The following is a 23,211-nucleotide window of genomic DNA, read 5'->3' as shown; positions in this document are numbered from 1 at the left end:
CCGGTATCCGCTGGTCGGAGGTTGCCGGCTACAGGTTGCCGCGCTTGTCCTGCTCCCGCTCGATCGCCTCGAAGAGGGCCTTGAAGTTGCCCTTGCCGAAGCCCATCGAGCCGTGCCGTTCGATGATCTCGAAGAAGACGGTCGGCCGGTCCTGGACCGGCTTGGTGAAGATCTGGAGCAGATAGCCGTCCTCGTCGCGGTCGGCGAGGATCTTCAGCTCGCGGAGGGTGTCGACGGGGACGCGGGTGTCGCCGACCCACTCCCCCAGGGTGTCGTAGTACGAGTCGGGGGTGTCGAGGAACTGGACCCCGGCCGCCCGCATGGTTCGTACGGTCTCGACGATGTCGTTCGAGTTGAGGGCGATGTGCTGGACGCCCGCGCCGCCGTAGAACTCCAGGTACTCGTCGATCTGGGACCTCTTCTTGGCGATGGCGGGCTCGTTGATCGGGAACTTGACCTTGAGCGTCCCGTCGGCGACGACCTTCGACATCAGCGCGCTGTACTCGGTGGCGATGTCGTCGCCCACGAACTCCTTCATGTTCGTGAAGCCCATGACCTTGTTGTAGAAGCCGACCCATTCGTTCATGTGGCCGAGTTCGACGTTGCCCACGCAGTGGTCGATGGCCTGGAAGGTGCGCCGGGCGGGCGGTTCGACGAGGGGGGTCGCGGCGGCGTATCCCGGGAGGTACGGGCCGTCGTACCCGGTGCGCTCGACGAGGGTGTGGCGGGTCTGGCCGTAGGTGGCGATGGCGGCGAGTACGACGGTGCCGTGCTCGTCCTTCAGCTCGTACGGCTCGGCCAGCGAGCGGGCGCCGTGGCCGACGGCGTACTCGTACGCGGCGCGGGCGTCCGGGACCTCGATGGCGAGGTCGACGACGCCGTCACCGTGCTCGGCCACATGGCCGGCCAGGAAGTGGCCCCAGGGGGTGGCGGGCTTGACGACCGAGGTGAAGACGAACCGGGCGGAGCCGTTCTCCAGGACGTACGACGCCGTCTCGCGGCTGCCCGTCTCCGGTCCGGAGTAGGCGACGAGCCGCATGCCGAAGGCCGTGGAGTAGTAGTGCGCGGCCTGTTTGGCGTTGCCCACGGCAAAGACGACCGCGTCCATTCCCTTGACCGGGAAGGGGTCTGCCTGCCGGGCGGTGTCGGGAGTGTGGTGTGTGGTCTGCGTCATGGCTGAAGCGTCGCTCCGAGCTGGCAAGATGCGCAACAGTTTGCGTTGCGGATGGACATTCTGCTCAGCTGTAGCCCCGTACAGGCAGGCTTTCTGTACACGATGACCATCCCATCTGAGGGGTTCCTGTGACGATCGACGAGCTGGACGGGCGGATCATCGTGCTGCTGGCGCGGGAGCCGCGGATCGGTGTGCTGGAGATGTCCCGGCGGCTGGGAGTGGCGCGCGGGACGGCACAGGCGCGGCTCGACCGGCTTACTTCGAATGGCGTCATCCGGGGGTTCGGGCCGCAGGTGGACCCGGCGGCCCTCGGCTACCCGGTCACCGCGTTCGCGACGCTCCAGATCCGGCAGGGGCAAGGGCCGGACGTACGGGCCCACTTGGCGTCCGTGCCGGAGGTGCTGGAGCTGCACACGACCACCGGCAGCGGGGACATGCTGTGCCGGCTCGTGGCCCGCTCGAACGCCGATCTCCAGCGGGTGATCGACCGGGTCGTCGGTTTTGATGGCATCGACCGGGCCGCCACGGCGATCGTCATGGAGAACCCCGTTCCGCTGCGGATCATCCCGCTGGTGGAGCAGGCGGCCCTGGAGGACAGCGACTGAACCGGGACCGGCTGAAGGGTGATGGCGGTGAACTTCTGGGAGTACCTCGGAAACCGCCATCAGCAGTTGCTCACGGACGCGTTCCAGCACGCCAGCGCCGTCTTCCAGTGCATGGTCGTGGCGACGGTCATCGGGATCACGCTCGGTGTCGTCACCTACCGGAGTGACTGGGCGGGCAACCTCGCGACCACGGCGACGTCGACGATCCTGACGATCCCCTCCCTCGCGATGATCGGCCTGCTGATCCCGATCGTGGGCCTGGGTGTGCCCCCGACGGTCATCGCGCTCACCCTCTACGGCCTCCTGCCGATCGTGCGCAACGCGATCGTGGGCCTGCGCGGGGTCGACCCGTCGCTCGTCGACGCGGCGAGGGGCATCGGGATGTCCCGGGTGGCGCAGCTGGCCCGAGTGGAGCTGCCGCTGGCCTGGCCGCCGATCCTGACCGGTATCCGGGTCTCGACGCAGATGCTGATGGGCATCGCGGCCATCGCCGCGTACGCGTCAGGCCCTGGGCTCGGCAACGAGATCTTCCGGGGCATCGCCTCGCTGGGCAGCAAGAACGCCCTGAACCAGGTCCTCGCCGGCACGCTGGGGATCATCGTGCTCGCGCTGCTGTTCGACGCGGCGTACGTGCTCGTCGGGCGGCTGACGATTCCGAGGGGGATCCGTGTCTGAGACCAGTTCCCATGGGGCCACCATCGAGCTGGAGGGTCTGACCAAGCGCTACTCGGGCAGTGACCGGCCCGCCGTGGACAACGTCTCGATGGAGATCAAGGCGGGCGAGACCGTCATCTTCGTGGGCCCGTCGGGCTGCGGAAAGTCGACGACACTCAAGATGATCAACCGGCTGATCGAGCCGAGCGCCGGCCGCATCCGCATCGGCGGCGAGGACGTCACCGACATGGACCCGGTGAAGCTGCGCCGCAGGATCGGGTACGCGATCCAGTCGTCCGGGCTCTTCCCGCACATGACGGTCGCCCAGAACATCGCGCTCGTCCCGAGGATGACGGGCTGGCCGTCGGGACGGATCAAGTCACGGGTGGAGGAGATGCTCGACCTGGTCGGCCTGGACCCCGGCGAGTTCCACGACCGCTATCCGCGTCAGCTGTCCGGCGGTCAGCAGCAACGGGTGGGCGTGGCAAGGGCGTTGGCGGCCGATCCGCCGGTCCTGCTGATGGACGAGCCGTTCGGCGCCGTCGACCCGATCACCCGGGACCACCTCCAGGACGAGCTGATCCGGCTCCAGCACGAACTGCACAAGACGATCGTCTTCGTCACCCACGACTTCGACGAGGCGATCAAGCTGGGCGACCGGATCGCGGTCCTGCGCGAGCGCTCGCACATCGCCCAGTTCGACACCCCGGAGGCGATCCTCACCAACCCCGCCGACGACTTCGTGTCCGGTTTCGTGGGCGCGGGGGCGGCCCTGAAGCGGCTGAACCTCACCCGCGTGCGGAATGTGGAGATCACCGATTACCCGACGGTGGCCGTCGACGACCCGCTCCAGGACATCTTCAACAAGCTCCGGTCCAGCGGTACGAACGAGATCCTGCTGCTCGACAAGCGGCGCCGCCCGTACAAGTGGCTGCGGCGGGGCGACCTGATGCGGGCGAGGGGTTCGCTGGCGCGCGCCGGGACGCTGGTCTCCGACACGGTGACCCGGGACGCGACCCTGCGGGACGCGCTGGAGGCGGTGCTCACGGACAACGCGGGGCGGGTCGCGGTGACCGGGCGGCGCGGTGAGTACGAGGGCGTCGTCGACATGGAGACCCTGATGAACTCCGTGCACGAACTCCTGGACGCCGACCGGCTGGAGGCGGTGGAGGCACAGCACGACCTGGAGACGGCACGGACGGACCTGACACATGCCGAGCAGGAAGGGGACGGAGAAGGAGCGGAGGTGCGGGCGTGACCACTCGGACGGTCGACCCGGAGATGGAGGAGGAGGGCGCGGCGACGGAACCGGGGCTCGGTGAGACTCCGGCGTCCTCTCCCCCTGTCCTCCCTGTCCCCCATGCCCTCAAAACCCCTACGCCCAGGCTGAGTTGGCAGCGGCTGACGATCCTGCCCGGGGTCCTGGTCCTCGTACTGCTCGCGACCTGGCTGTGGTTCCGGCAGGCCGACCTGGACGCGATCTCCGAGAACGCGCTGTCGGACGGGCAGGTGTCGAAGGCTCTTTGGCAGCACATCGAACTGACGGCGATCTCCACGTTCTTCGTGCTGATCATCGCGATCCCGCTGGGCATCCTGCTGACTCGGCGGGCGTTCCGTCGGGCGACCCCGGTGGTGATGGCGGTCGCCAACATGGGTCAGGCGACCCCGGCGATCGGCCTGTTGGCGCTGCTGGTGATCTGGCTGGGCATCGGCCGGAGGTCGGCGCTGATCGGCATCGTGGCGTACGCGGTCCTGCCCGTCCTGTCGAACACGATCGCCGGCCTGAAGGCCAACGACCCGACGCTTCTGGAGGCGGCTCGGGGCATCGGCATGTCGTCGCCGTGGGTGCTGGCCCGGGTCGAACTCCCGCTGGCGGTACCGCTGATCCTCGCGGGCGTGCGGACGGCGCTCGTCCTGAACGTGGGCACGGCGACGCTGGCCGCGTTCGGCGGGGGCGGTGGGCTGGGGGTGCTGATCACGACCGGGATCACCAACCAGCGGATGCCGGTGCTGATGCTGGGCTCGATCCTGACCGTCGTACTGGCCCTGCTGGTGGACTGGCTGGCCTCGCTGGCCGAACTGCTGCTGCGGCCACGGGGGTTGGAGGCGGGGACATGAGGCGGCGCGGGCGGGCGGGGCCGGCCGTGGCCGGTTGCGTGCTCCTCGCGGCACTGGTGCCCGGCTGCGGTCTGACCAGCGGCTCCCCGATGGTCGACGACGTCGAACCGGGCTCGATCGGCAAGGGGAAGCCGCTGAAGGGCGCCCAACTGACGGTGACGTCCAAGTCGTTCACCGAGAACCTGATCCTCGGCGCGATGATGGGCATCGCCTTCGAGGCGGCGGGGGCGGACGTGCTCGACCGTACGGGCATCCAGGGTTCGTTCGGCGCCCGCGAGGCGGTGAAGAAGGGCGACGCGGACGGCATGTACGAGTACACGGGCACCGCGTGGATCACGTACCAGGGCAACAGCGAACCGATCGCCGACCCGCACGAACAGTGGAAGGCGGTACGGGACGCCGACCTGAAGAACGGACTGACGTGGCTGTCCCCGTCGGCGCTGAACAACACGTACGCCCTGGCGATGAACCAGGCGAACTTCCGCGAGTACGGCACGAAGACGCTGTCGGCGGTGGCCGGGCTGACGGCGACCCGGCCGAAGGCGGTGACGCTGTGCGTGGAGGGCGAGTTCGCCAACCGCGCGGACGGACTGCCGGGCATGGAGAAGGCGTACGGCATGAGTCTGCCCGCCGGGAACATCACCCAGATGGACACCGGGATCATCTACACGCAGGCGGCGAAGGGGAGTTGCGTGTACGGGGAGGTCTTCACGACGGACGGCCGCATCAAGTCGATGGACCTGGCGGTGATGGCCGACGACCGGAAGTTCTTCCCCAACTACAACGCGGCCCCCGAGATCAACTCGAAGACCTTGAAGAAGTGGCCGGCGATCACGAAGACCCTCGACCCGGTGACGGCGAAACTGACGAACGCGGTGGCCCAGGAGCTGAACGCCAAGGTGGATGTGGAGGGGGAGGATCCGCATCAGGTGGCGTTGGACTGGATGCGGGCGGAGGGGTTTGTGAAGTAGGCCGGTGAAGCAGGCCCACTCTCCACAGAGGAGTGGTTGCAATACAAAGGAGTGGTTGCAAAGAAACCCTTGCAACCATTCCTTTGCAAGGCTACCTTTGTAAGCATGCCGGAGCAGCCCGAAGACCCGATCCCCGCGATCCCCCCGACCCCGCCGACCCCCCAGGTAGTCGAACTCGACGCCCGCTCGCTGCGTGGTCTCGCCCATCCGCTGCGGATGCAGCTGCTGACCACGCTGCGGCGGAGCGGACCTGCCACCGCCTCCCAACTGGCCGCGAAACTGGGCGAGTCGAGCGGCGCGACCAGCTATCACCTGAGGCAGCTCGCCGCGCACGGCTTCATCGAGGACGCGCCCGAGCACGGCAAGGGCCGGGAACGCTGGTGGCAGGCGGCGCACGAGGGCGTGCAGTTCAACGACGCCCTGCACAGGGACCCCGACCCGGCCGTCCGTGGCGCCGCCGACCTGTTCATCCACGAGGTCGCGAACATCCACACCAGGGAGATCTCGACCTGGCTGGGCAACCCGAACGACTGGTCCGAGGCATGGCGGAGTTCGTCGGACCTGAGCGACATGACGCTACGGCTGACACCCGAGACCGCCCTGGACCTGATCCACCGGATGCACGAACTCGTCGACAGCTACCGCGCCCAGGCCCCGGCCGAGGGCACCCCGGAAGCGGAGACGGTACGCGTCCACACCCATGTCTTCCCGACCCACACGACCTGAGAGGCCGCGCCCGATGAACCCCACCGAGCCCTACCTCGCCCTCCACCACCTCCGAGCCGCCGACCTCCGAGCCGAGGCCGACGCCCACAGACTCGCCGTCGCCGCCAAGGGCCCCACGCCGGACCTGCGCACCCGCGTCGGCTGGACCCTCGTAGAGGTCGGCCTACGTCTGGCTTCGACGCCGCCGAAGCCGAGGATCGCGTAATCGGACGCGGCGAAATCCGCGCCGGTTCGACATCGCCGCCGATGGGCCGCAGCCCCTTCAGGGGCGCGACCGACGGTTCGGCATCGCCCCTGATGGGGCCGCAGGCCCCTAGAGGGGCGCGGGGAACTGCGCGACCAGCCACGACGGCGCCGCAGCAAACCACCACCCCCTCGCCGCACCCCCAACGACGCGCCGACGAACTCCACGACAGCTCAACAGCACCCCCGACGGGGCCGCAGACCCCCAGGGGCGCGGGGAACTGCGCGACCAGCCCCCACCGGCCCGCAGCAAACCACCACCCCTCGCCTCACCCCCGACGGGGCCGCAGGCCCCTCCGGGGGCGCGGGGAACTGCGCGACCAGCCACGACGGCGCCGCGGCAAACAGACAACCCTCCACGGCACCCCCAACGAAGCCCTACCGAGGAGGCCGCCCGCTCGACTCCCGCACCACCAACGGCGGATCCACCTCATGCAGAACCCGCTCCGTAGACCCCGGGTTCGCAATTTCCTCCACCAGCATCCCAACCCCCTCCGTCGCCACCGCGTCGAAGTCCTGCGCCACCGTGGTCAGCGCGGGCTGCTGGAAACGGGCAGCCGGAATATCGTCCATCCCCACCACACTCACCTCGTCCGGAACCCGCCGCCCCCGCTCGTGCAACGCCCTGACCAGGCCGATCGCCATGTCGTCGTTCGCGACGAACACGGCGGTCATCGCCGAGTCGTCCGCCAGCCGCAACCCCGCCTCGTACCCGCTCGCACAGGACCAGTCCCCCGCGACGGGCTCGGTCACGGGCAGGCCGGCCTCGGTCAGCGCCGAGCGCCAGCCGTCCGCGCGGTCGCGGGACGCCCACCACTGGGCCGGTCCCGAGACATGCCGGATCTCGGTGTGCCCGAGGTCGACGAGGTGCCGGGTCGCCACATACCCGCTGCGGTCCGACTTCTCCGCCGAGCGGATGCGCCGCGCCGCGACCAGCCCCGGAAAGCGTCCGATGGTGAGGATCGGCACGTCCAGCCAGACCTTGACCGGGCTGCCCTCGTCGATCGCCTCCGACAGCACGATGCCGTCGACACCCTGTTCGAGGAGGCTGTCGATGGCCTCGGCGGTGCCGTGTTCGTCGTCCTCGGTGGTGTGGGCGACGCTGACCGAGTAGCCGAGCCGGCGCGCCGAGCGCTCTATGGCGACGAGCATGGTCGTGGGGCCGTAGAGGCGGGCGCCCAGAGAGATGACCCCCAGCCTCCGGCTGCGCCCCGAAGTGAGGCTGCGCGCCGCGCCGTTGGGACGGTACCCGAGCTGCTGGGCCGCCCGCAGGACACGCGTGCGCAGCTCCTCACGGACGTACGGCTCGTTGTTCATGACCCGCGAGACCGTCTTCTGGGAGACACCGGCGAGGCGGGCGACATCGGAACTCGTCGCCGGGGCCCGCGAGATGCCGTCACGACCTTGAGTACCGGCCACTGAAGCCCCTTCCTCACCGGATGCGTCACCCTACGCGTCATCGGACTGCGCTGTCAGAGAAACGTGAAATCAGTGTACGACTATTGACGCTACCTGGATCAGAGCCACAGACTCCGGCCTGACTACGCAGTCACAAATGGACTCGGTACAGAGCGGCCGGAGGGGCAATGCGGAGCAGGCAGAGAACGCAGAGTAGACGAAAGTCGACCAAGGCGCTGGGGAGTCTCGTCGCGGCGGCCGCGCTGCTGGCGGTGCCCATGGCCAGTGCGCAGGCCTACAACCCGACCGGCGGGATCCTCTACCAGCTCGGCAACGAGCCGTGCCTGAAGGGCCGGGGCAACTGCGCGATCTACCCGAAGTCGGCGCAGCTGCCGAGCGGGCGGCTGGTCGCGGCGTTCGAGAAGGCCACCGTCGTGACGGCGACCGGCAGCGCCGACCGGGAAACCCTCCCGGTCTACAAGAGCGACGACCGCGGAACGTCGTGGCAGCCCCTGTCGGAGGTCAAGGCACCGGCGTACCTGTCCAGCGACCCCCAGTACGCCAAGTACAAGAGCAACTGGACGAACCCCTACCTCTACGCGCTCCCCCAGGACGTCGGCGACCTCAAGGCGGGCACGCTGCTCCTGGCGAGTGTCGTGTCGGGCGACGACGCCTACTACAAGGAGCACAAGGCGGCCGACCCGAACTGGACGCCGTCCAACGACGGCGACCGCAGCGACATCGCGATCGCCCTGTACTCCAGCGTGGACGACGGCGTGACGTGGAAGGTCGAGAACGTCGTCGCGACGGGCGGCTGGCAGGGCGGCAGCGCGGGCGCGGTCGGGACGAACATCGCCGCCGCGAACACGAACCGGCAGGTGGACCCCCTCTGGGAGCCGTACCTGATGGTCTACAAGGGCAAGCTCGTCTGCTACTACTCGGACGAGAACGACTACCTCGGCTTCAACGCGACCACCGGCGTCCCGACGCTGGACCCCGCCAACGACACCGCCACGGACTCGCACGGCCAGATCCTCGCCCACAAGACGTGGAACGGCCGCGCTGCGACGCCGTGGAGCGCTCCCGTCGTCGACGTGGCGGGACTGACCGACAACATGGGTGGCGGCAAGACGGAGATCGGCGGCGGGCGGCCGGGCATGGCGAACGTCGTGCGGACGACGGACGGCAAGTGGATGCTCCCCTTCGAGTACTGGGGCGGCGGGGCCAACACCCGGTACGTGATCGCCGACAACCCGCTGGAGTTCTACAAGGGCTCCGCCACCGGCACGGACGTCGCCTCTCTGCCGGTCGACACCGGCTCCCGTCCGCTCACGAGAAACGGCAGCCCGGTCATCATCCAGCTTCCTGGTGGGCGGCTGGTCTACAACGCGGCCGGCAGCGGCAGCGTCTGGGTCAACGAGAGCGGGCGCAGCGACGGCCGCTGGAAGGAGTACCAGACGACGTCGCCGGGTGCGTACAGCCGCAATCTCCAGTACGTGGAGGGCACCGGCCGCGTCGCGATCCTCAACAACCAGGGCACCTCGACACTGGCGTTCGCGGAGGTCGACCTGGGGCAGTCGGCGGGCGCCTACTACCAGTTGGTCAACCGGAAGACCGACCAGGTGATCGGCACGGGCAACCACACGAACGACGCGAACCTCGGCAACGGCGACGTGCCCGACGTGGCACTGGAGGCGCCGGGCTCAGCGGCCAACCCGGACACCCAGTACTGGCACATGGTGACCGAACCGAACGGCGGCACGACACTCCTGAACAAGTCCGGCGGCCGCGCGGCAGCCATCTGGACCGGCAACGCGACGGTCGGCCAGCGGATCGGCCAGTGGGTCGACAACAGCGCCACAGGCACCTGGAACCTGATCAAGACGGACGACGGCTTCTACAGGTTGCAGTCGGCGAAGAACACGAACCTGTACCTGACGGGCGCGACGGCCGGGGCTCCCCTGACCTTGCAGAACGCGACGACGGACGGCTCGCAGGACTGGGAGCTGGCAAGGTGACCTAGAGGCAAGACGGGGCTGGCCTGGGGCTGGGGGCTGGGGGCTGGGGGCTGGGGGCTGGGGGCTGGGTCCAACGGATCTGGCTGACGGGGGTCGCGGTGATGCCTTCAGGGGCGCGGGGAACTGCGCGACAAGCCCCCACCGGCCCGCAGCCGAGGAACCGACCGTGCTCAACAACTAGGCACAGTCCCCTGCCCCGACGACAACGCCACCAACGCCCCAACCGCCCCCTTCAACGTCGTCACCGGAATCAACCGCAACCCCTTAGGAAGCTCGGACTCCGCATCCGAACACTCCGCCTCAGGCACCAGAAAAACAGTCGCCCCATCCCGCCGAGCAGCCTGCGTCTTCAACGCGACACCCCCCACCGCGCCAACAGTCCCCTCCGCGTCGATGGTCCCCGTACCCGCGATGGACCGCCCCCCGGTCAGATCACCCCCGCGACCGTCACCGTCCAGCTTGTCCACGATCCCCAGCGAGAACAGCAACCCCGCGCTCGGCCCACCGACATCCGAAAGCTTCAGCGAGACCTTGACCTTGCCGGAGTCCACGTCCAGATACTTCAGCGCCGCCTCGGCCGCAGCGTCCTGCGACTCCTTCATCTCGGCCGCGTTGTGCTCCTCGATCTCCTTCGTGCTGTCACCGCTCGGATAGACCGAGTCGCGCGGCATCACGGCCTGATCGGTGGAGAACCAACCATCGAGTACGTCGCCCAGGCTCACGTGGGTGTCAGGACCGGTCGCCTCGATGGTCGTCATCCGCAGCTCACCGCGCGTCTCACGGACCGTCGCACCGGTGATGGTGATGACCGGGTCACCGTCGTTGTCGCCGAGAACGTTCGCCGTCATCCCGGGCTGCGCCAAGGCGAACGGCAGTGGCGCGAACGCGGCCGTGGCGAGCAGGGCCACGACGGGCAGGGCACAGACGGCGACGGCCCGGGGGCGCGTGAGGCGAGAGAGCACGGGGTCAATCTAACGTGGGGCCGAGTTCAGGCCAGGGGCGGCTGCCCTGGCCTCCCGTACGCCGGTCAGCGCAGGGCCTCGGACACTTCCCGGGCCGCGTCCATGACCCGGGGCCCCACCCGCTCGGGCACCGCGTCGGCGAGCATGACGACCCCCACGCTCCCCTCGACCCCCGTCACCCCGATCAGCGGAGCCGCCGCCCCGCTCGCGCCGGCCTCCAGTTCCCCGTGGGTGAGGGTGTACCCGGGGTCGGTGGGAGGCTGCTGCCGCGCGGAGAGGATGGCTTTGCCGGCCGCGCCGCGCTCCAGGGGGTGGCGGAAACCGGCCCGGTACGCCACGTGGTAGTCGGTCCAGGTCGGCTCGACGACGGCGACGGCGAGCGCCTCCGTCCCGTCGACGAGGGTCAGGTGGGCGGTGGCGCCTATGTCCTCTGCCAGCGACCTGAGCGCGGGCAGCGCGGCCTCCCGTACGAGGGGATGCACCTGCCGCCCGAGCCGCAGCACCCCCAGGCCCACCCTCGCGCGGCCGCCCAGATCACGGCGTACGAGAGCGTGCTGTTCCAAGGTGGCGAGGAGCCGGTACACGACGGTCCGGTTGACGCCGAGGCGGGTCGACAGTTCGGTGACGGTCAGCCCGTGGTCGGTGTCGGCGAGCAGCTTGAGGACGCGCAGTCCCCGGTCGAGCGTCTGGGAGGTCTCCGCGGTCACGACGCCCACTCCTTCACGTGGTGAGGTCGGCAGCTCCCTGACGACGGGTGCGTCGCCGGTCCCGTGGGCGACGCGTGTCAGAGGCGGCCGATCGGCGCGGCCCGGGCTCTCCCGGACACGGTCGCTTCACGACTGCGCTCCGCGGCGGCGCTGCCACGGGGCGTGTGCGTGTCGGGGACATTAGCGAAGGCGGTTCGCTCAGCGGAAGGCTACGTCCAGAATCCGGTCACTCCGCGGTACGGACTACTGCGCTTCCTCCCGATATGCACAGCGTGTGTACGACCGCACACGCCCCCTCACCGGACGCGCCGGGCGGCGGTGAGGTGATCACCGCATCCGGGTGGCCCACTCCTGCACTTTGGTGATGCGCTGTCGCAACTGTCCCGCGGTGGCCTCCGCGCTCGGCGGCCCGCCGCACACCCGCCGCAGCTCGGTGTGGATCACCCCGTGCGGTTTGCCGCTCTGGTGGACGTACGCGCCGACCATGGTGTTGAGCTGCTTACGCAGTTCGAGCATCTCCTTGTGGGAGACCACAGGCCGCCGCTCGGCGGGCAACTCCAGAAGATCGGCCTCGTCGTCGGGCTTCTTACGGCTGTGCGCGATCTGCCGGGCCTGCCGCTTCTGGAGCAGCAGCTGCACCTGATCGGGTTCGAGCAGCCCCGGGATCCCGAGGTAGTCCTGCTCCTCCTCGCTCCCCGGGTGCGCCTGCATGCCGAACTCGGCGCCGTCGTACAGCACCCGGTCGAAGACGGCGTCGGACTCCAGCGCCTCGAAGGAGAACTGCTCCTGCTCCCCGGTGTCCTCGTCCTCCTCCCGGTTCGCCTCCTCCATCTCCTTCTCGGATTCGGCGTACGGGTCCTCCTCGCCCTCCTTCTTGGGCTTGTCGAGGGCGTGGTCGCGCTCGACCTCCATCTCGTTCGCGAAGGTGAGGAGGTCGGGGACGGTCGGCAGGAACACGGACGCGGTCTCACCGCGCCGCCGGGACCGTACGAAGCGTCCGACGGCCTGGGCGAAGAAGAGGGGGGTGGAGATGGTGGTGGCGTACACCCCGACAGCCAGCCGAGGCACGTCAACCCCCTCGGACACCATCCGGACGGCGACCATCCAGCGGGAGTCGTTGTGGGCGAACTCGTCGATACGGTCGGATGCGCCGGAGTCGTCGGAGAGGACGACGGTGGCCCTGGTCCCGGTGATGTCGCGGATCAACTTGGCGTAGGCGCGGGCGGACTCCTGGTCGGAGGCGATGACGAGGGCCCCCGCGTCCGGAATCCCCTTCCGCACCTCGGTCAGCCGCTTGTCGGCGGCCCGCAGCACACTCGGCATCCACTCACCGCGCGGATCGAGGGCGGTACGCCAGGCCTGCGAGATGGCGTCCTTGGTCATGGGTTCGCCGAGCCGAGCGGCGATTTCATCCCCCGCCTTGGTCCGCCACCGCATCTGCCCGCTGTAGGAGAGGAAGATGACGGGCCGGACGACATGGTCGGCGAGCGCGTTGCCGTACCCGTAGGTGTAGTCGGCGGAGGACCGCCGAATCCCGTCGTTCCCTTCCTCGTACGTGACAAAGGGAATGGGATTGGTGTCGGACCGGAAGGGCGTACCGGTGAGCGCGAGCCGCCGGGTGGCGGGCTCGAAGGCTTCCAGACAGGCCTCACCCCAGGACTTGGAGTCACCGGCGTGGTGGATCTCGTCGAGAATGACGAGGGTCTTCCGCTGCTCGCAGCGATTGCGGTGCAGCATGGGCCGCACGCCAACCCCCGCGTACGTCACGGCAACGCCCTGGTACTCCTTGCTGAGCGGCCCGGCGCTGTACTCGGGATCGAGCTTGATCCCTATCCGCGCCGCCGCCTCGGCCCACTGCTTCTTCAGATGCTCGGTGGGCGCGACCACGGTCACCTGCTGCACGACATGGTGATGCAGCAGCCAGGAGGCGAGCGTCAGCGCGAACGTCGTCTTGCCGGCGCCGGGTGTGGCGACGGCGAGAAAGTCACGCGGCTGCTCCTTGAGATACCTCTCCATCGCCCCCTGCTGCCAGGCACGCAGCTTGCTGGCGGTACCCCAGGGGGCACGGCCCGGGAAGGCGGGCGAGAGGTGATGGTTCGAGGCGGTGGCGGTGGCAGCACTGGCGGCGGTGGTAGTCACGGTCTCCGGGGGTGGTGGGTCGGGCGGCTCGGCGGCGGTTGCAGCTACAGCGGGAAGGCTGGGGCTGGAGCTACGTATGACAACCGGGCCACCCTACCGGCGGCCCGGTGCTGTCAACGTGCGTACGACGCGGGGTCACCCGGGGATGGGACTCAGCTCACATCGCCTCGTGCAGAGCCCTCAAACGCCGGGCGATCAGCCCGACATCCTCCAAAGTGCCCGCCGCCACCTCGATGACAAGCTTGTACGCCTCGTCCTGATCGACATCGAGCATGTCGGTGCCGTTGAAGTCGAGGAAGACGACCGTGGACATCCACGCCATGCGCTTGTTGCCGTCGACCAGAGGGTGGTTCACGGCGAGCGACTGAAGCAGCGCGGCGGCCTTCTCGAAAAGGTCCGTGTACGCCTCGACGCCGAACATCTGCGACCGGGGACGGTGAACGGCCGAGCTGAGCAGTCCCAGGTCGCGCACGGCGACCTGTGTCTGCTCCCCACACGCCAGCTCCGCCAGCTCCAGGACTTCCTGGACCGTGAGGTACTTCACCGACTACTCCCCCAGCCTGCGCAGCAGGTCAGCATGGCCCGCCGCGTACTTCGCCCCCAGACGACGGACCGTGTTCCGGTCCGCCTCCTGCTCCAGATACCGGTCGATCGCCTGAAGCACTATGGCGTGCATGCTGCGCCCCTCCTCCTCGGCACGCAGCTTCAGGGCCTCCTGCTGGTCGTCGCGCAGACGAAGGTTCATAGCCATACCACCACGGTACCAAGGATGGGGCCACTGTGGTACCACTTCACCTCTCCCGCAACCGCGTAGTCACCCAGGCCCCCACCAACGCCACCCCCGCCATAGGCAGAAACACGACGACGAAGGCGGCCGGATGGGAACCCCCGGCCGCTGCGCCGGAGGCATGAGCCACCGTCCCCCCACCCAGCGCGGCGAAAGCCGCACCCCCACCCGCCAGCAGCAACACGTTGGACAGCCCGTCGGAGATCTGTAGAGAAGCGGAGTTGGCGCCGGCCTCCTCGGGCGCGGAGAGATGAAGCAGCAGGACGCTGGTACTGGCGATGACGAGCCCCATCCCGAAGCACCCGAACGCCCACACCACCGCAAGGGTCCACACCGGCACGGCATCGATCAGCACGGCAGGCGCCCCGGCGATGGACGCGGCGACGAGAACCATCCCGAACGTCATCAGCCGCTCCCGATACGGCTCCATCCGCGCCCGAGCCTGCACGGACGATCCCAACGCCCATGTAACGCCCCCCGCGGCGAGCGAGAACCCGGCCAACGTCGGCGACAGCCCCCGCTGGGTGACAAGCATCAACGGAATGAAGGACTCGGCGGCGATGAAGGACCCTGCGGCCACTCCACGCAACAACACAACGGACGGCAACCCGCGAGCGGCCCGATAGGTCCCGTGAGGAAGCAACCCAAGCACGGCGGGCACGAGCAACGAGACACCCAGAAGCCCCGGAACGACGGAGACCCACCGCAAATCCTGGGCGGCGTACTGAAGCAGCCCGGCACCGAGCGAAATCCCGCAGGCAAGCCGGATACGACGCCGATCCCCCTGCTCGTCCCGCTCCCCCTCCTTCACAGCCCCACCGGCGAGCCGCCGTATCTGCGGCAGGGCAAGGGCCAGCGGAAAGACAACAAGTACGGGAATCCCGACAAAAACCCACCGCCACCCGAGCTGCTCGGTGACGGCCCCGGCGGCAAGGGGTCCAACCACAGACGGCACAACCCAGCTAGCGGCAAAGGCAGCCATGATGGAAGCCCGCAACCGCTCGGGATAAGCCCGCCCGACAACCACATACAGGGAAACGATCACCAGTCCACCCCCGAGCCCCTGCACGGCCCGCCCGGCGATGAACAGCCACATGACCCCGGCGGTCCCGGACAACAACAACCCGGCGGCAAAGGCGGCGATGCCCGTGGTGAGCGCCCCCAGCGGCCCCTTCCGGTCCGACCACTGCCCGGCAAGCACCATCCCGAACAGACTGGTCGTGAAGTACCCGGAGAAGGCGAACGCGTACAGCGACACCCCGTCCAGCTCCCGAGCAGCGACAGGCATGGCGGTCCCCACGGCAGTCGCCTCAAAGGCGATCAGCAGCACGACGGACACGATCCCGACACTGAGCGCCCGATAGGAACGCCCGAGCACCCCCTCACCGGGTACGGCAGCCAAGGGAGCATCCGCGTCGACGCTGTCGGTGGCGACGCCGGTGTCGCCCGATTCCAGTGAGGTCATGCAGGCCAGCGTAAGGGCCAACACTGACCTTGACCCCTGTCGGAGGTAGGGCCCGACCCGAGACCTTGGACGTACGCCCCCGGTCCGCCGACCCCCGGTTCATGAACGGCGTATGGCAGTCCCATTGCGGCCCGCCCGACTCCCTTGCCCCTCCCCGCACCCCACCCCTACGGTCAGGTAACGAAGTTCGGAACGGACAAGGGAACGGCCACGAAGCCCGCCCCACCATCCGCTCCAAGCCCGGCCGTGTGCCCGAGTGGTTTAGGGACTCGCCTGCAAAGCGAGTTACGTGGGTTCGATTCCCGCCACGGCCTCAGACAGCCCGACCATGGCAAATGGATATGGGGTGGCCCTCCTTCGAGGGTCACCCCATCTGCCGTTCATCTCGGCTCGAAACCCTCCGTCTAGGACAGAAACAGACCTATATCTCGCCTAGCGTCGTTGTCAGCATCCGGCATCGGCGAAAGGGACCGTGATGTCCAAACAGGGCAACACCGCGCCAGAGGGCTACACCACCGTTGCGCCCTGGGTCGTCACCGACGACACGGGGGCCTTTCTCGACTTCGTCGCCCAGGCGTTCGGCGGGGAGGAACTCGGGCGGGTGCTGACGGAGGACGGTCTGGTCGGGCACGGGGAGATCCGGGTCGGCGACACCGTCGTGCTGGCGTTCGACCGGCATACGGACTGGCCCGTCATGCCGAGTCTGCTCCGTGTGTACGTCCCCGACGCGGACGAAGCATTCTCACAAGCCGCCGCTGCCGGAGGCCAGGTCGTCACCGCTGTGGCGAACGACGCCTTCGGACATCGCGGAGGGCGCATCAAGGATCCCTTCGGCAATATCTGGTGGGTGGTCAGCCACGTCGAGGACGTCCCCGAGGACGAGATGTGGAAGCGGCTGCACGACCCCGTGTACGCCGAGGCCATGCGCGTGGCTCAGGAGACGCTCGACGCCGAGCTGAGCGGTCGGGAACGCGGGCGTGGCAGTGCTCCCGTCCGGAAACCCGACTGACCCGGCTGACCCGAGTTACTTGAGTGTCAGGCAGCGCTCAGCGCACCTTGCCCGCCTCCGCCTCGAAGTCGATCGTCTTCGCCCGGTGCAGCAGCCACAGGGTGTACGCGAGGGTCGAGACGTCCGTGTTCAGGCGGTGGAGGGTTGTCTCGGGCTCGTTCCAGACGAGGATCGTGCCCGTTCTGCCGTCCAGCACCAGGCTGTTGTCCTGCGTCAACCCGCCCAGGCGGATCAAGTCGGCCGCTCCCTGCGGGAGTTCGGTTGCCGTGTCCTCGTCCGCGCAGTACTCCGTCAGCGTCGGCAGCGGTATCTCCGTGTCCAGCTGGAAGTGGCCGTCGTCCTCCGGGAGGCCCGTGCCGGCCAGAAAGCGGCGGGTCGGCTCGTGGGTGAGCGGGGCCGGGAAGTCGACGTTCTCGAAGCGTGCCACCCTGCCGTGGCCGAACTCCTTCTCCAGGAGCCTCGCGGGCAGGTCCAGGGCGAGGCCCGACTCCGCGCCAGGAGCGGCGAACCTGGCCAGCGGGCGGATCAGGGCGGCCATCTTCCAGTACGGCAGCACATCACCGTTGGTGCCCTGCGCGAAGACCGTCAGCAGGTGCCGGGACGTCTCCGCCACCGTCCGCGAGCCCAATCGGCCTGTGCCGGAAGCGAATCGGCCTCGCGCTGCTGTCATCTCCTCCGTCGCCGCCGCGAACCGCAGCAGCACCTCCAGCGAGGAGGCCGGCGCGCGCCGGTCCAGCGGGGCGCGGCGGTTGCGCGGGAAAGGTGCCGCAGGCGTCTCTCCCGTCGAGTTCACCACCGTACGCACGACACCCGTGCGCAGCGCGCCGAACCTCAACCGGCCCTCGGCACCCGGCAGTCCCACACGCGTCAGCAGTTCGCCCCTGGTCAGACTGATCGTCGTGCTCATGGTTTCCCCCGCGCATGGTTGTTCGCAGTCCCCCGGGCGCAACGTCGAAAAACGACCGCCGCCCGGCAGGCCCTCCCACTGACCAGAACACTACGCGGCACCACTGACAAAGGGCTCTGAGCTGGGACGAAGCCGAAACACGCCTCTCAGCCGAAGTACACGCCGCCCGCGACAACCACGACCGCCGCCACCACGAACAGCAGCACCCACGCCAGGATCTTGCCCGGCGTCGGCCCCGGTTCGTATCGCGGCTCATCCTCCGGCAGCGTCATGTCGCCGTCACCACCGCCGCCTGCGGGCGGATCGGAAGGCGGTTCACCGGGCGGCCCGTCGCCGCCCGTACCGCCGAGGCGATGGCCGCCGGGGACGTCACCACCGGTACCGCGCTCGCCGCCTTCGCGCCGAAGGGGGCGACCACGTCCCGTTCCTCGACAAGTTTCACGATGCGGATGTCGGGGGCGTCCAGGGCCGTCGGGAGGGCGTAGCCCGTGAGGTCGGGGTGGCGGATCAGCCCGCGCGCGGAGCGCAGGTTTTCGGTCAGGGCGATGCCTACGCCCTGGGTGACGCCCGCCTCGATACGGGCCGCCAGTTGGGCAGGGTTCAGGACGCGGCCGACGTCCTGGGCGAGTGCCACCTCCACCACTCTCACCGAGCCCAGCTCGATGTCGACGTCCACCACCGCGCGGATCGCGCAGAACGCCAACCCCACGAAGGCGTCGCCCTGGCCCGCCTCGTCCAGGGGTTCCGTGGGGTGCGGGCGGCACTGTGCCGTCGCCCACAGTTCCTTGCCGTCCATCGCCTCCGTCACCGTGGTCGACAGGACACCGTCGTACGAGGTGATCTTGCCGTCGGTGATTTGCAGCAGTTCCGTGGACATGCCGAACTTGTGGGCCAGGGGCTGGAGGAGTTGCGTGCGGACCATCTTCGCCGCCCGTTCCACCGCGCCGCCCGACACCCAGGTGTGGCGGCCTCGCGCGCCCGGGCCCGCCGGGGGCTGGTCGGTGTCGACGGGGGCCACGTGGACCTCGTCGATGCCGAGCGTCTCCTGGACGATCTGGCGGGCCAGGGTGGTGAAGCCCTGGCCTGTTTCCACCGCCGCGCACAGGACCGTGGCGATGCCGTCGTGGACCTTGACGGTGGCCGTCGAGACCTCGTCCGCGCCCTCGGCGCCGAGCATGTGGACCATGCCCAGGCCGTAGCCCACGCCACGGCGGACGGCGCCGGGCTCGCCCGCGCCTTCGGGGCCGCCCGGGAGCAGCCACTCGTCCTCGGGGGTGTCCTTGGGGAGCGCCGGCAGCGGGAAGTCCCGTACCGCCTGGAGGAGTTCGGCCACCGGGGCCGGGCAGGTGACCGATTGGCCGGTCGGGAGGACGTCCCCTGTGGCCATCGCGTTGCGCAGGCGCAGCTCCGCCGGGTCGACGCCGAGCTTCTTCGCGAGTTTGTCCATCTGGGCCTCGTAGGCCGCGCAGACCTGCATCGCGCCCTCACCGCGGACATGGCCCGAAGGGGGGTTGTTGGTGCGGACCGCCCAGCCCTCGATGAAGGCGTTGGGGACGACGTACGGGCCGCAGGCGAAGGAGACCGCCGCCGCGAGGGCCTCCGCGGAGGTGTCCGCGTACGCGCCCGCGTCGAGCAGGATCTGTGCCTCGACCTTGACCAGCTTGCCGTCGGTGTCCGCGTGGTGGCGGTAGCGGAGGAGGGTGGGGTGTCTGTGGACGTGGCCCAGGAAGGATTCCTCGCGGGTCGCCGTCAGCTTCACCGGGCAGCCCGTCTTCAGCGCCAGCAGGCCGAGCGGGAGCTGGAAGCCCTGGTCCTCGCGGTCGGCGGTGGCGCCGGGGACTCCCGTGACGACCACCTTCACCCGCTCCGGTTCCAGGCCGTAACAGGCGGCGGCCGCGTCGCGATCCCCGTGGGGGTCCGTCGACGCCAGGTACAGCTCCACACCGCCGTCGGGACGCGGTACCGCGAGGCCCGCCTCCGCGCCGATGGGGGCGGGGTCCTGGCGGCCGATCCGGTAGAGGCCCTCGACGACGATCTCGCCGGCCGCGTCCGGGTCGCCGTGGCGCAGCGGGATGTGCCGGATCAGGTTGCCGTCGGGGTGCAGCGGTTCTGCCTCGAAGGCCTGCTCGGGGTCGGTCACCGGGTCGAGTACTTCGTACTCGACGATGATCGCCGCGGCGGCCATGCGCGCGGTGTCGGGGTGGTCGGCGGCGACGGCGGCGATGGGCTCCCCGTGGTGGCGTACGACCTCGGAGGCGAACATCGGGCGGTCGGCCCTGCCCCGGCCGTGCAGTTCGGCGCCCGGCACGTCCTCGTGCGTGACGACGGCCCGTACGCCGGGCATGTCCCGCGCGTGGGTGGTGTCGATGGAGAGGATGCGCGCGTGCGGGTGCGGTGAGCGCAGTACGGCGGCCCACAGCAGGCCCTCGGCCCACAGGTCGGCCGCGTAGGGGAACGTGCCCTCGGTCTTCGCGCGCGCGTCGGCGGCCGGCAGCGACACGCCGAGGCCGTGCGGGAGCGCCTCCGCGTCGGGGGCGGCCTCCGCGGCCGTGGTCGCGGTGGCGGCTTCGTTGCTCACGTCTGGCCTCCGTCCTGGCCGTACGTCTGGTCGTGCGGGGCGTGCGAGTCGTGGTTGCGGGCGGGCTCGAAGCCCGGCGCGTCGAACGCGGAGGGGTTGACCCCGCCCGCGCCCGGTCCGGCCTGGTGCGGGATACGGGCCTCGCCGTCCTCCGCCTCCGCGTCGGCGGCGTGCGCCTCGCGTTCGGCGACGACCTCGCGGACCGCCTCCAGGACACCCCGGTAGCCGGAGCAGCGGCACAGGTTGCCGCACAGGGCCTGGCGGGTCTCCAGGTCGGTCGGGGCGGGGTTGCCCTCCAGGAGGTCGTGCACGGTCATCGCCATCCCGGGGACGCAGAAGCCGCACTGCACGGCTCCGCACTTGGCGAGCGCGCGCTGCACGTCCGAGGGCTGTCCGTCGGTGGCGAGGCCCTCCACGGTGCGTACCTCGCTGCCTGCGGCGGTGACCGCGGGCACCAGGCAGGAGGCGACGAGGCGTCCGTCCACCTGGACGTTGCAGGCGCCGCACTCGCCCTGGGAGCAGCCGTCCTTGGCGCCGGCGAGGCCGAGGCGCTCGCGCAGTACGTAGAGCAGCGACTCGCCGATCCAGGCGTCGGTGACGGGCCGGTCGGAGCCGTTGACGCGCAGCACGTAGGAGGCGAGGGGGTGTTCCTCGCCGGGCATCCCGGGGGCGTCGTCGGTCGCGTCCGGGTCGGCGTCGGGCTCCGTGTCGGCGGCCCTGGCACCGGATGCCTCGGAGTCCGCGTCGGGCTCGCCCTCCACGGGCTCCTCAGCGGCCTCCGGCGAGCCTTCCGGCCCGGAGGTCGCGTCGGGGTCCGTTGCGGCCCCTGCGGGGCCTCCAGGGCCCTCGGCGGGGTCATGGGTGATCTCGACGGGGATGCGGTCCTCGTCGGCGACCGGGTGACCGGCTTCGGCAGCGGTGCGACCGGAGCCGTCGGCCGGGTGACCGATCCCGACAGCCGGGCGACCGGCGCCGCCCGTTTCGTGCACGGTTTCGGGCGCGTACGTCGGCTCCGCGCCCGGCGCGGGACCGGGCTCGCGCTCCCGCGTCGACTCGGCTCCGGGCGCCCAGGTCTGTCCCGCGCCCTCCGTCGCCCAGGGCGCGGGCGCGCCGCCGGGGAGCGTGGCCGGCGGCGTGCCGCCCCACTGCTCGACCAACGCGGATGTACTGAACTCGCCCGATTCGTCCGGAAGATCGCCGCCCGCGACGGGGATCCGCCACTCCCCGGTCACCTCGCGGCCCGGCGTACCGGGACCCGTGCCCTCCGGCGCGGCGGCGCCCCGCTCGAAGGCCCACTGCCCCGTCGAGCTCTGCTCGTACGTGAACCCGTCGTGCTGGGTCTGCGGGGACTCCCGGGACACGGCGTTCGGGTCCGGCCACTGGACACCCCCGGGGGGCGCGGGCGGCGCACCCCAGGAACCGTCCTCGGCCCCGACGCCCGGCGCTGTCTCTATCTGCGGGGGCACATACCCGTGGCCGGGCGCCGCCAGCGGGCTGTCCACGGAGGCCAGGAGCGCGTCGATACCCCCCTCGGGGAGCTTCACGAAGGCGGTGGCACCGTCGTCGTAGTCGCCCTGGGGCAGCGGGTCCCAACGGCCCCCGCCCCGGGGCGCGCCCTCCCCCTGCGCCCCTTGTTGATTCCCGCGCCCGTCCCCGTACTGGTCGTCGCTGTACTGGTCGTCGGTCACGAAAGTGCCCTCCCCAGTGCTCGTCGGGCCAGCGCGGCGACGGTGCGCCGCAGATGCAGTACGGCGGGCGGAAGCGACGGCACGGAGCCGTCCGCGTCCGGGACCGGGTCGGGGATGCAGGCCGCGGCGACGTACTCTCCGAAGGCACCCAGTGCCTCCGGGACGATCGTGCGGTTGTTGTCCCAGTCGATCAGCCGGGCGACCCACTGCTCGGCGTCCAGGGGGCGCAGCGGCATCGGCGCTATGGCACCGACGGCGCACCTGACGCCACGCCGGGCGGGGTCGAGGACGAGCGCCACGGACGCGAGGGCGCGCCCGGGGCCGGTCCGTCCGGTGGCCTTCAGGAAGACCTGGGGCGCGTGCAGCAGGGGCACGCGCACGAAGCCGATGAGTTCACCCGCGCGCAACAATTCGACGCCCGCCAGCAGGTGCGACACCGGGATCTCCCGGCGGGCACCACCGGGGCCCGCGATGATGAGCGTCGCCTCCAGGGCGGCCAGCACGGGAAGCGCGTCCCCCGTGGGGGCGGCCGTGGCGATGTTGCCGCCCAGGGTGCCCGCGTTGCGGATCTGCGGCGGGCCCGCGGCGCGCGCGGAGGCGGCCAGGGCCGGGATGAGGGCGGCGAAGTCGGGGCGGCCCATCCGCGCGTGGGTCAGACCGGCGCCCAGCAGGGCGTGGCCGTCCTGGTACTGCCAGCCGCGGATCTCGCTGATCCGGCCCAGGCCGACGAGCGCGGCGGGCCTCAGCTGCCCGGAGTTGACGGTGGCCATGAGGTCGGTGCCGCCCGCCACGGGGACGGCGGCCGGCATGGCGGCGAGCGCCGCGACGGCCTCGTCCAGCGAGGCGGGCAGCGTCACGGCCTGCGCCGCCTGCGGTGCGTGCGTGGTCAAACCGGCTGCCCCTTCCCGCTGCCCCACCTGGTCCCACCTGTGTTGCCGTACGGTACGTGCTGACAGGGCGGACGTGGCAACTCTGGCACATTCTCGCGAGACCCGAACGCAGGGGTCCGCTAGGAGGCATTCGCCCGTCTCACCAGCGGGATGGTCCGTTTTCGTACGAGAT

General features: G+C 70.1%; 22 protein-coding genes and 1 tRNA gene. 10 read left to right on the top strand and 13 right to left on the bottom strand.

All coding sequences use genetic code 11. The annotated features are described in order from the left end of the window. Nucleotides 1-28 precede the first annotated feature (28 nt). Entirely contained in the window at nucleotides 29-1,174 is a 1,146-nt protein-coding gene (gene hppD / locus OG787_RS30225; RefSeq protein WP_369035570.1) for a 4-hydroxyphenylpyruvate dioxygenase, read from the bottom strand. 128 nt (nucleotides 1,175-1,302) lie between these two features. On the opposite strand from hppD, the gene OG787_RS30220 reads away from it, so the two are divergent. The 7 genes from OG787_RS30220 (at nucleotide 1,303) to OG787_RS30190 (ending at nucleotide 6,453) form a co-directional block, all read left to right on the top strand. After that, complete coding sequence (locus tag OG787_RS30220; RefSeq protein ID WP_369035571.1) at nucleotides 1,303-1,779, top strand: Lrp/AsnC family transcriptional regulator; 477 nt, start codon at nucleotides 1,303-1,305, stop codon at nucleotides 1,777-1,779. 27 nt (nucleotides 1,780-1,806) lie between these two features. Continuing rightward, nucleotides 1,807-2,454: an ABC transporter permease gene (locus tag OG787_RS30215; protein WP_235478298.1), complete on the top strand. Its 648-nt coding sequence runs from the start codon at nucleotides 1,807-1,809 to the stop codon at nucleotides 2,452-2,454. Then, nucleotides 2,447-3,691, top strand: coding sequence for a betaine/proline/choline family ABC transporter ATP-binding protein (locus OG787_RS30210; protein ID WP_405537173.1), 1,245 nt, complete (start codon nucleotides 2,447-2,449; stop codon nucleotides 3,689-3,691). Before OG787_RS30215 ends, OG787_RS30210 begins: the two co-directional genes overlap by 8 nt. Nucleotides 3,692-3,714: 23 nt before the next feature. Beyond that, on the top strand, nucleotides 3,715-4,551 hold the full coding sequence (locus OG787_RS30205) for an ABC transporter permease (protein ID WP_405540629.1): 837 nt from the start codon (nucleotides 3,715-3,717) through the stop codon (nucleotides 4,549-4,551). Next, nucleotides 4,548-5,522 carry a glycine betaine ABC transporter substrate-binding protein gene (locus OG787_RS30200; protein WP_405537172.1) on the top strand — a complete coding sequence of 325 codons (975 nt, stop codon included), beginning with the start codon at nucleotides 4,548-4,550 and terminating at the stop codon, nucleotides 5,520-5,522. The genes OG787_RS30205 and OG787_RS30200 overlap by 4 nt, the downstream gene beginning before the upstream one ends. Before the next feature lie 105 nt (nucleotides 5,523-5,627). After that, on the top strand, nucleotides 5,628-6,248 hold the full coding sequence (locus tag OG787_RS30195; protein WP_369035575.1) for an ArsR/SmtB family transcription factor: 621 nt from the start codon (nucleotides 5,628-5,630) through the stop codon (nucleotides 6,246-6,248). Between the two features lie 13 nt (nucleotides 6,249-6,261). Continuing rightward, complete coding sequence (locus tag OG787_RS30190) at nucleotides 6,262-6,453, top strand: hypothetical protein (protein ID WP_369035576.1); 192 nt, start codon at nucleotides 6,262-6,264, stop codon at nucleotides 6,451-6,453. 416 nt (nucleotides 6,454-6,869) lie between these two features. On the opposite strand, the gene OG787_RS30185 is transcribed toward OG787_RS30190, so the two are convergent. Continuing rightward, nucleotides 6,870-7,910, bottom strand: coding sequence for a LacI family DNA-binding transcriptional regulator (locus OG787_RS30185; RefSeq protein ID WP_369035577.1), 1,041 nt, complete (start codon nucleotides 7,908-7,910; stop codon nucleotides 6,870-6,872). 167 nt (nucleotides 7,911-8,077) lie between these two features. Here OG787_RS30185 and OG787_RS30180 point away from each other — a divergent pair, with 167 nt between their 5' ends. Beyond that, entirely contained in the window at nucleotides 8,078-9,907 is a 1,830-nt protein-coding gene (locus tag OG787_RS30180; RefSeq protein WP_369035578.1) for an RICIN domain-containing protein, read from the top strand. A gap of 170 nt (nucleotides 9,908-10,077) precedes the next feature. On the opposite strand, the gene OG787_RS30175 is transcribed toward OG787_RS30180, so the two are convergent. The 6 genes from OG787_RS30175 to OG787_RS30150 form a co-directional block, all read right to left on the bottom strand. After that, nucleotides 10,078-10,869 carry a S16 family serine protease gene (locus OG787_RS30175; RefSeq protein ID WP_369035579.1) on the bottom strand — a complete coding sequence of 264 codons (792 nt, stop codon included), beginning with the start codon at nucleotides 10,867-10,869 and terminating at the stop codon, nucleotides 10,078-10,080. 65 nt (nucleotides 10,870-10,934) lie between these two features. Next, entirely contained in the window at nucleotides 10,935-11,576 is a 642-nt protein-coding gene (locus OG787_RS30170) for a helix-turn-helix domain-containing protein (protein ID WP_319206773.1), read from the bottom strand. A 327-nt stretch (nucleotides 11,577-11,903) separates the two neighbouring features. Then, on the bottom strand, nucleotides 11,904-13,715 hold the full coding sequence (locus tag OG787_RS30165) for a DEAD/DEAH box helicase (RefSeq protein WP_405537171.1): 1,812 nt from the start codon (nucleotides 13,713-13,715) through the stop codon (nucleotides 11,904-11,906). Between the two features lie 157 nt (nucleotides 13,716-13,872). Further along, nucleotides 13,873-14,259 carry a type II toxin-antitoxin system death-on-curing family toxin gene (locus tag OG787_RS30160; RefSeq protein WP_369035581.1) on the bottom strand — a complete coding sequence of 129 codons (387 nt, stop codon included), beginning with the start codon at nucleotides 14,257-14,259 and terminating at the stop codon, nucleotides 13,873-13,875. A gap of 3 nt (nucleotides 14,260-14,262) precedes the next feature. Next, nucleotides 14,263-14,460, bottom strand: coding sequence for an Arc family DNA-binding protein (locus tag OG787_RS30155; protein ID WP_006375907.1), 198 nt, complete (start codon nucleotides 14,458-14,460; stop codon nucleotides 14,263-14,265). Between the two features lie 46 nt (nucleotides 14,461-14,506). Further along, complete coding sequence (locus OG787_RS30150) at nucleotides 14,507-15,967, bottom strand: MFS transporter (RefSeq protein WP_405537170.1); 1,461 nt, start codon at nucleotides 15,965-15,967, stop codon at nucleotides 14,507-14,509. Nucleotides 15,968-16,209: 242 nt separating this feature from the next. Between OG787_RS30150 and OG787_RS30145 the strand changes: the two genes are divergently transcribed. Together OG787_RS30145 and OG787_RS30140 are read left to right on the top strand one after the other, a co-directional pair. Next, nucleotides 16,210-16,281: transfer RNA gene (locus tag OG787_RS30145), tRNA-Cys, on the top strand. A gap of 161 nt (nucleotides 16,282-16,442) precedes the next feature. Then, entirely contained in the window at nucleotides 16,443-16,976 is a 534-nt protein-coding gene (locus tag OG787_RS30140) for a VOC family protein (protein WP_405537169.1), read from the top strand. 37 nt (nucleotides 16,977-17,013) lie between these two features. On the opposite strand, the gene OG787_RS30135 is transcribed toward OG787_RS30140, so the two are convergent. From OG787_RS30135 to OG787_RS30115, 5 genes are all read right to left on the bottom strand, one after another. After that, nucleotides 17,014-17,883, bottom strand: a complete 870-nt coding sequence (locus OG787_RS30135) for an SUKH-4 family immunity protein (protein WP_405537168.1) — start codon at nucleotides 17,881-17,883, stop codon at nucleotides 17,014-17,016. 146 nt (nucleotides 17,884-18,029) lie between these two features. Continuing rightward, a complete protein-coding gene (locus OG787_RS30130) occupies nucleotides 18,030-18,155 on the bottom strand; it encodes a hypothetical protein (RefSeq protein WP_369035585.1) in 126 nt (41 codons plus the stop codon). Continuing rightward, nucleotides 18,152-20,461 (bottom strand): xanthine dehydrogenase family protein molybdopterin-binding subunit, encoded by a 2,310-nt coding sequence (locus OG787_RS30125; RefSeq protein WP_405537167.1) that lies wholly within the window; start codon nucleotides 20,459-20,461, stop codon nucleotides 18,152-18,154. The genes OG787_RS30130 and OG787_RS30125 overlap by 4 nt, the downstream gene beginning before the upstream one ends. After that, complete coding sequence (locus tag OG787_RS30120; protein WP_405537165.1) at nucleotides 20,458-22,149, bottom strand: 2Fe-2S iron-sulfur cluster-binding protein; 1,692 nt, start codon at nucleotides 22,147-22,149, stop codon at nucleotides 20,458-20,460. The genes OG787_RS30125 and OG787_RS30120 overlap by 4 nt, the downstream gene beginning before the upstream one ends. Then, on the bottom strand, nucleotides 22,146-23,039 hold the full coding sequence (locus OG787_RS30115; RefSeq protein WP_235478279.1) for a xanthine dehydrogenase family protein subunit M: 894 nt from the start codon (nucleotides 23,037-23,039) through the stop codon (nucleotides 22,146-22,148). Before OG787_RS30115 ends, OG787_RS30120 begins: the two co-directional genes overlap by 4 nt. Nucleotides 23,040-23,211: the final 172 nt, after the last annotated feature.

This window comes from Streptomyces sp. NBC_00075 (assembly GCF_045041225.1).
GTDB lineage: Bacteria > Actinomycetota > Actinomycetes > Streptomycetales > Streptomycetaceae > Streptomyces > Streptomyces adonidis.
Note: the sequence above shows the minus strand (reverse complement) of the source record. Positions and strands in the feature narration are given on the sequence as shown.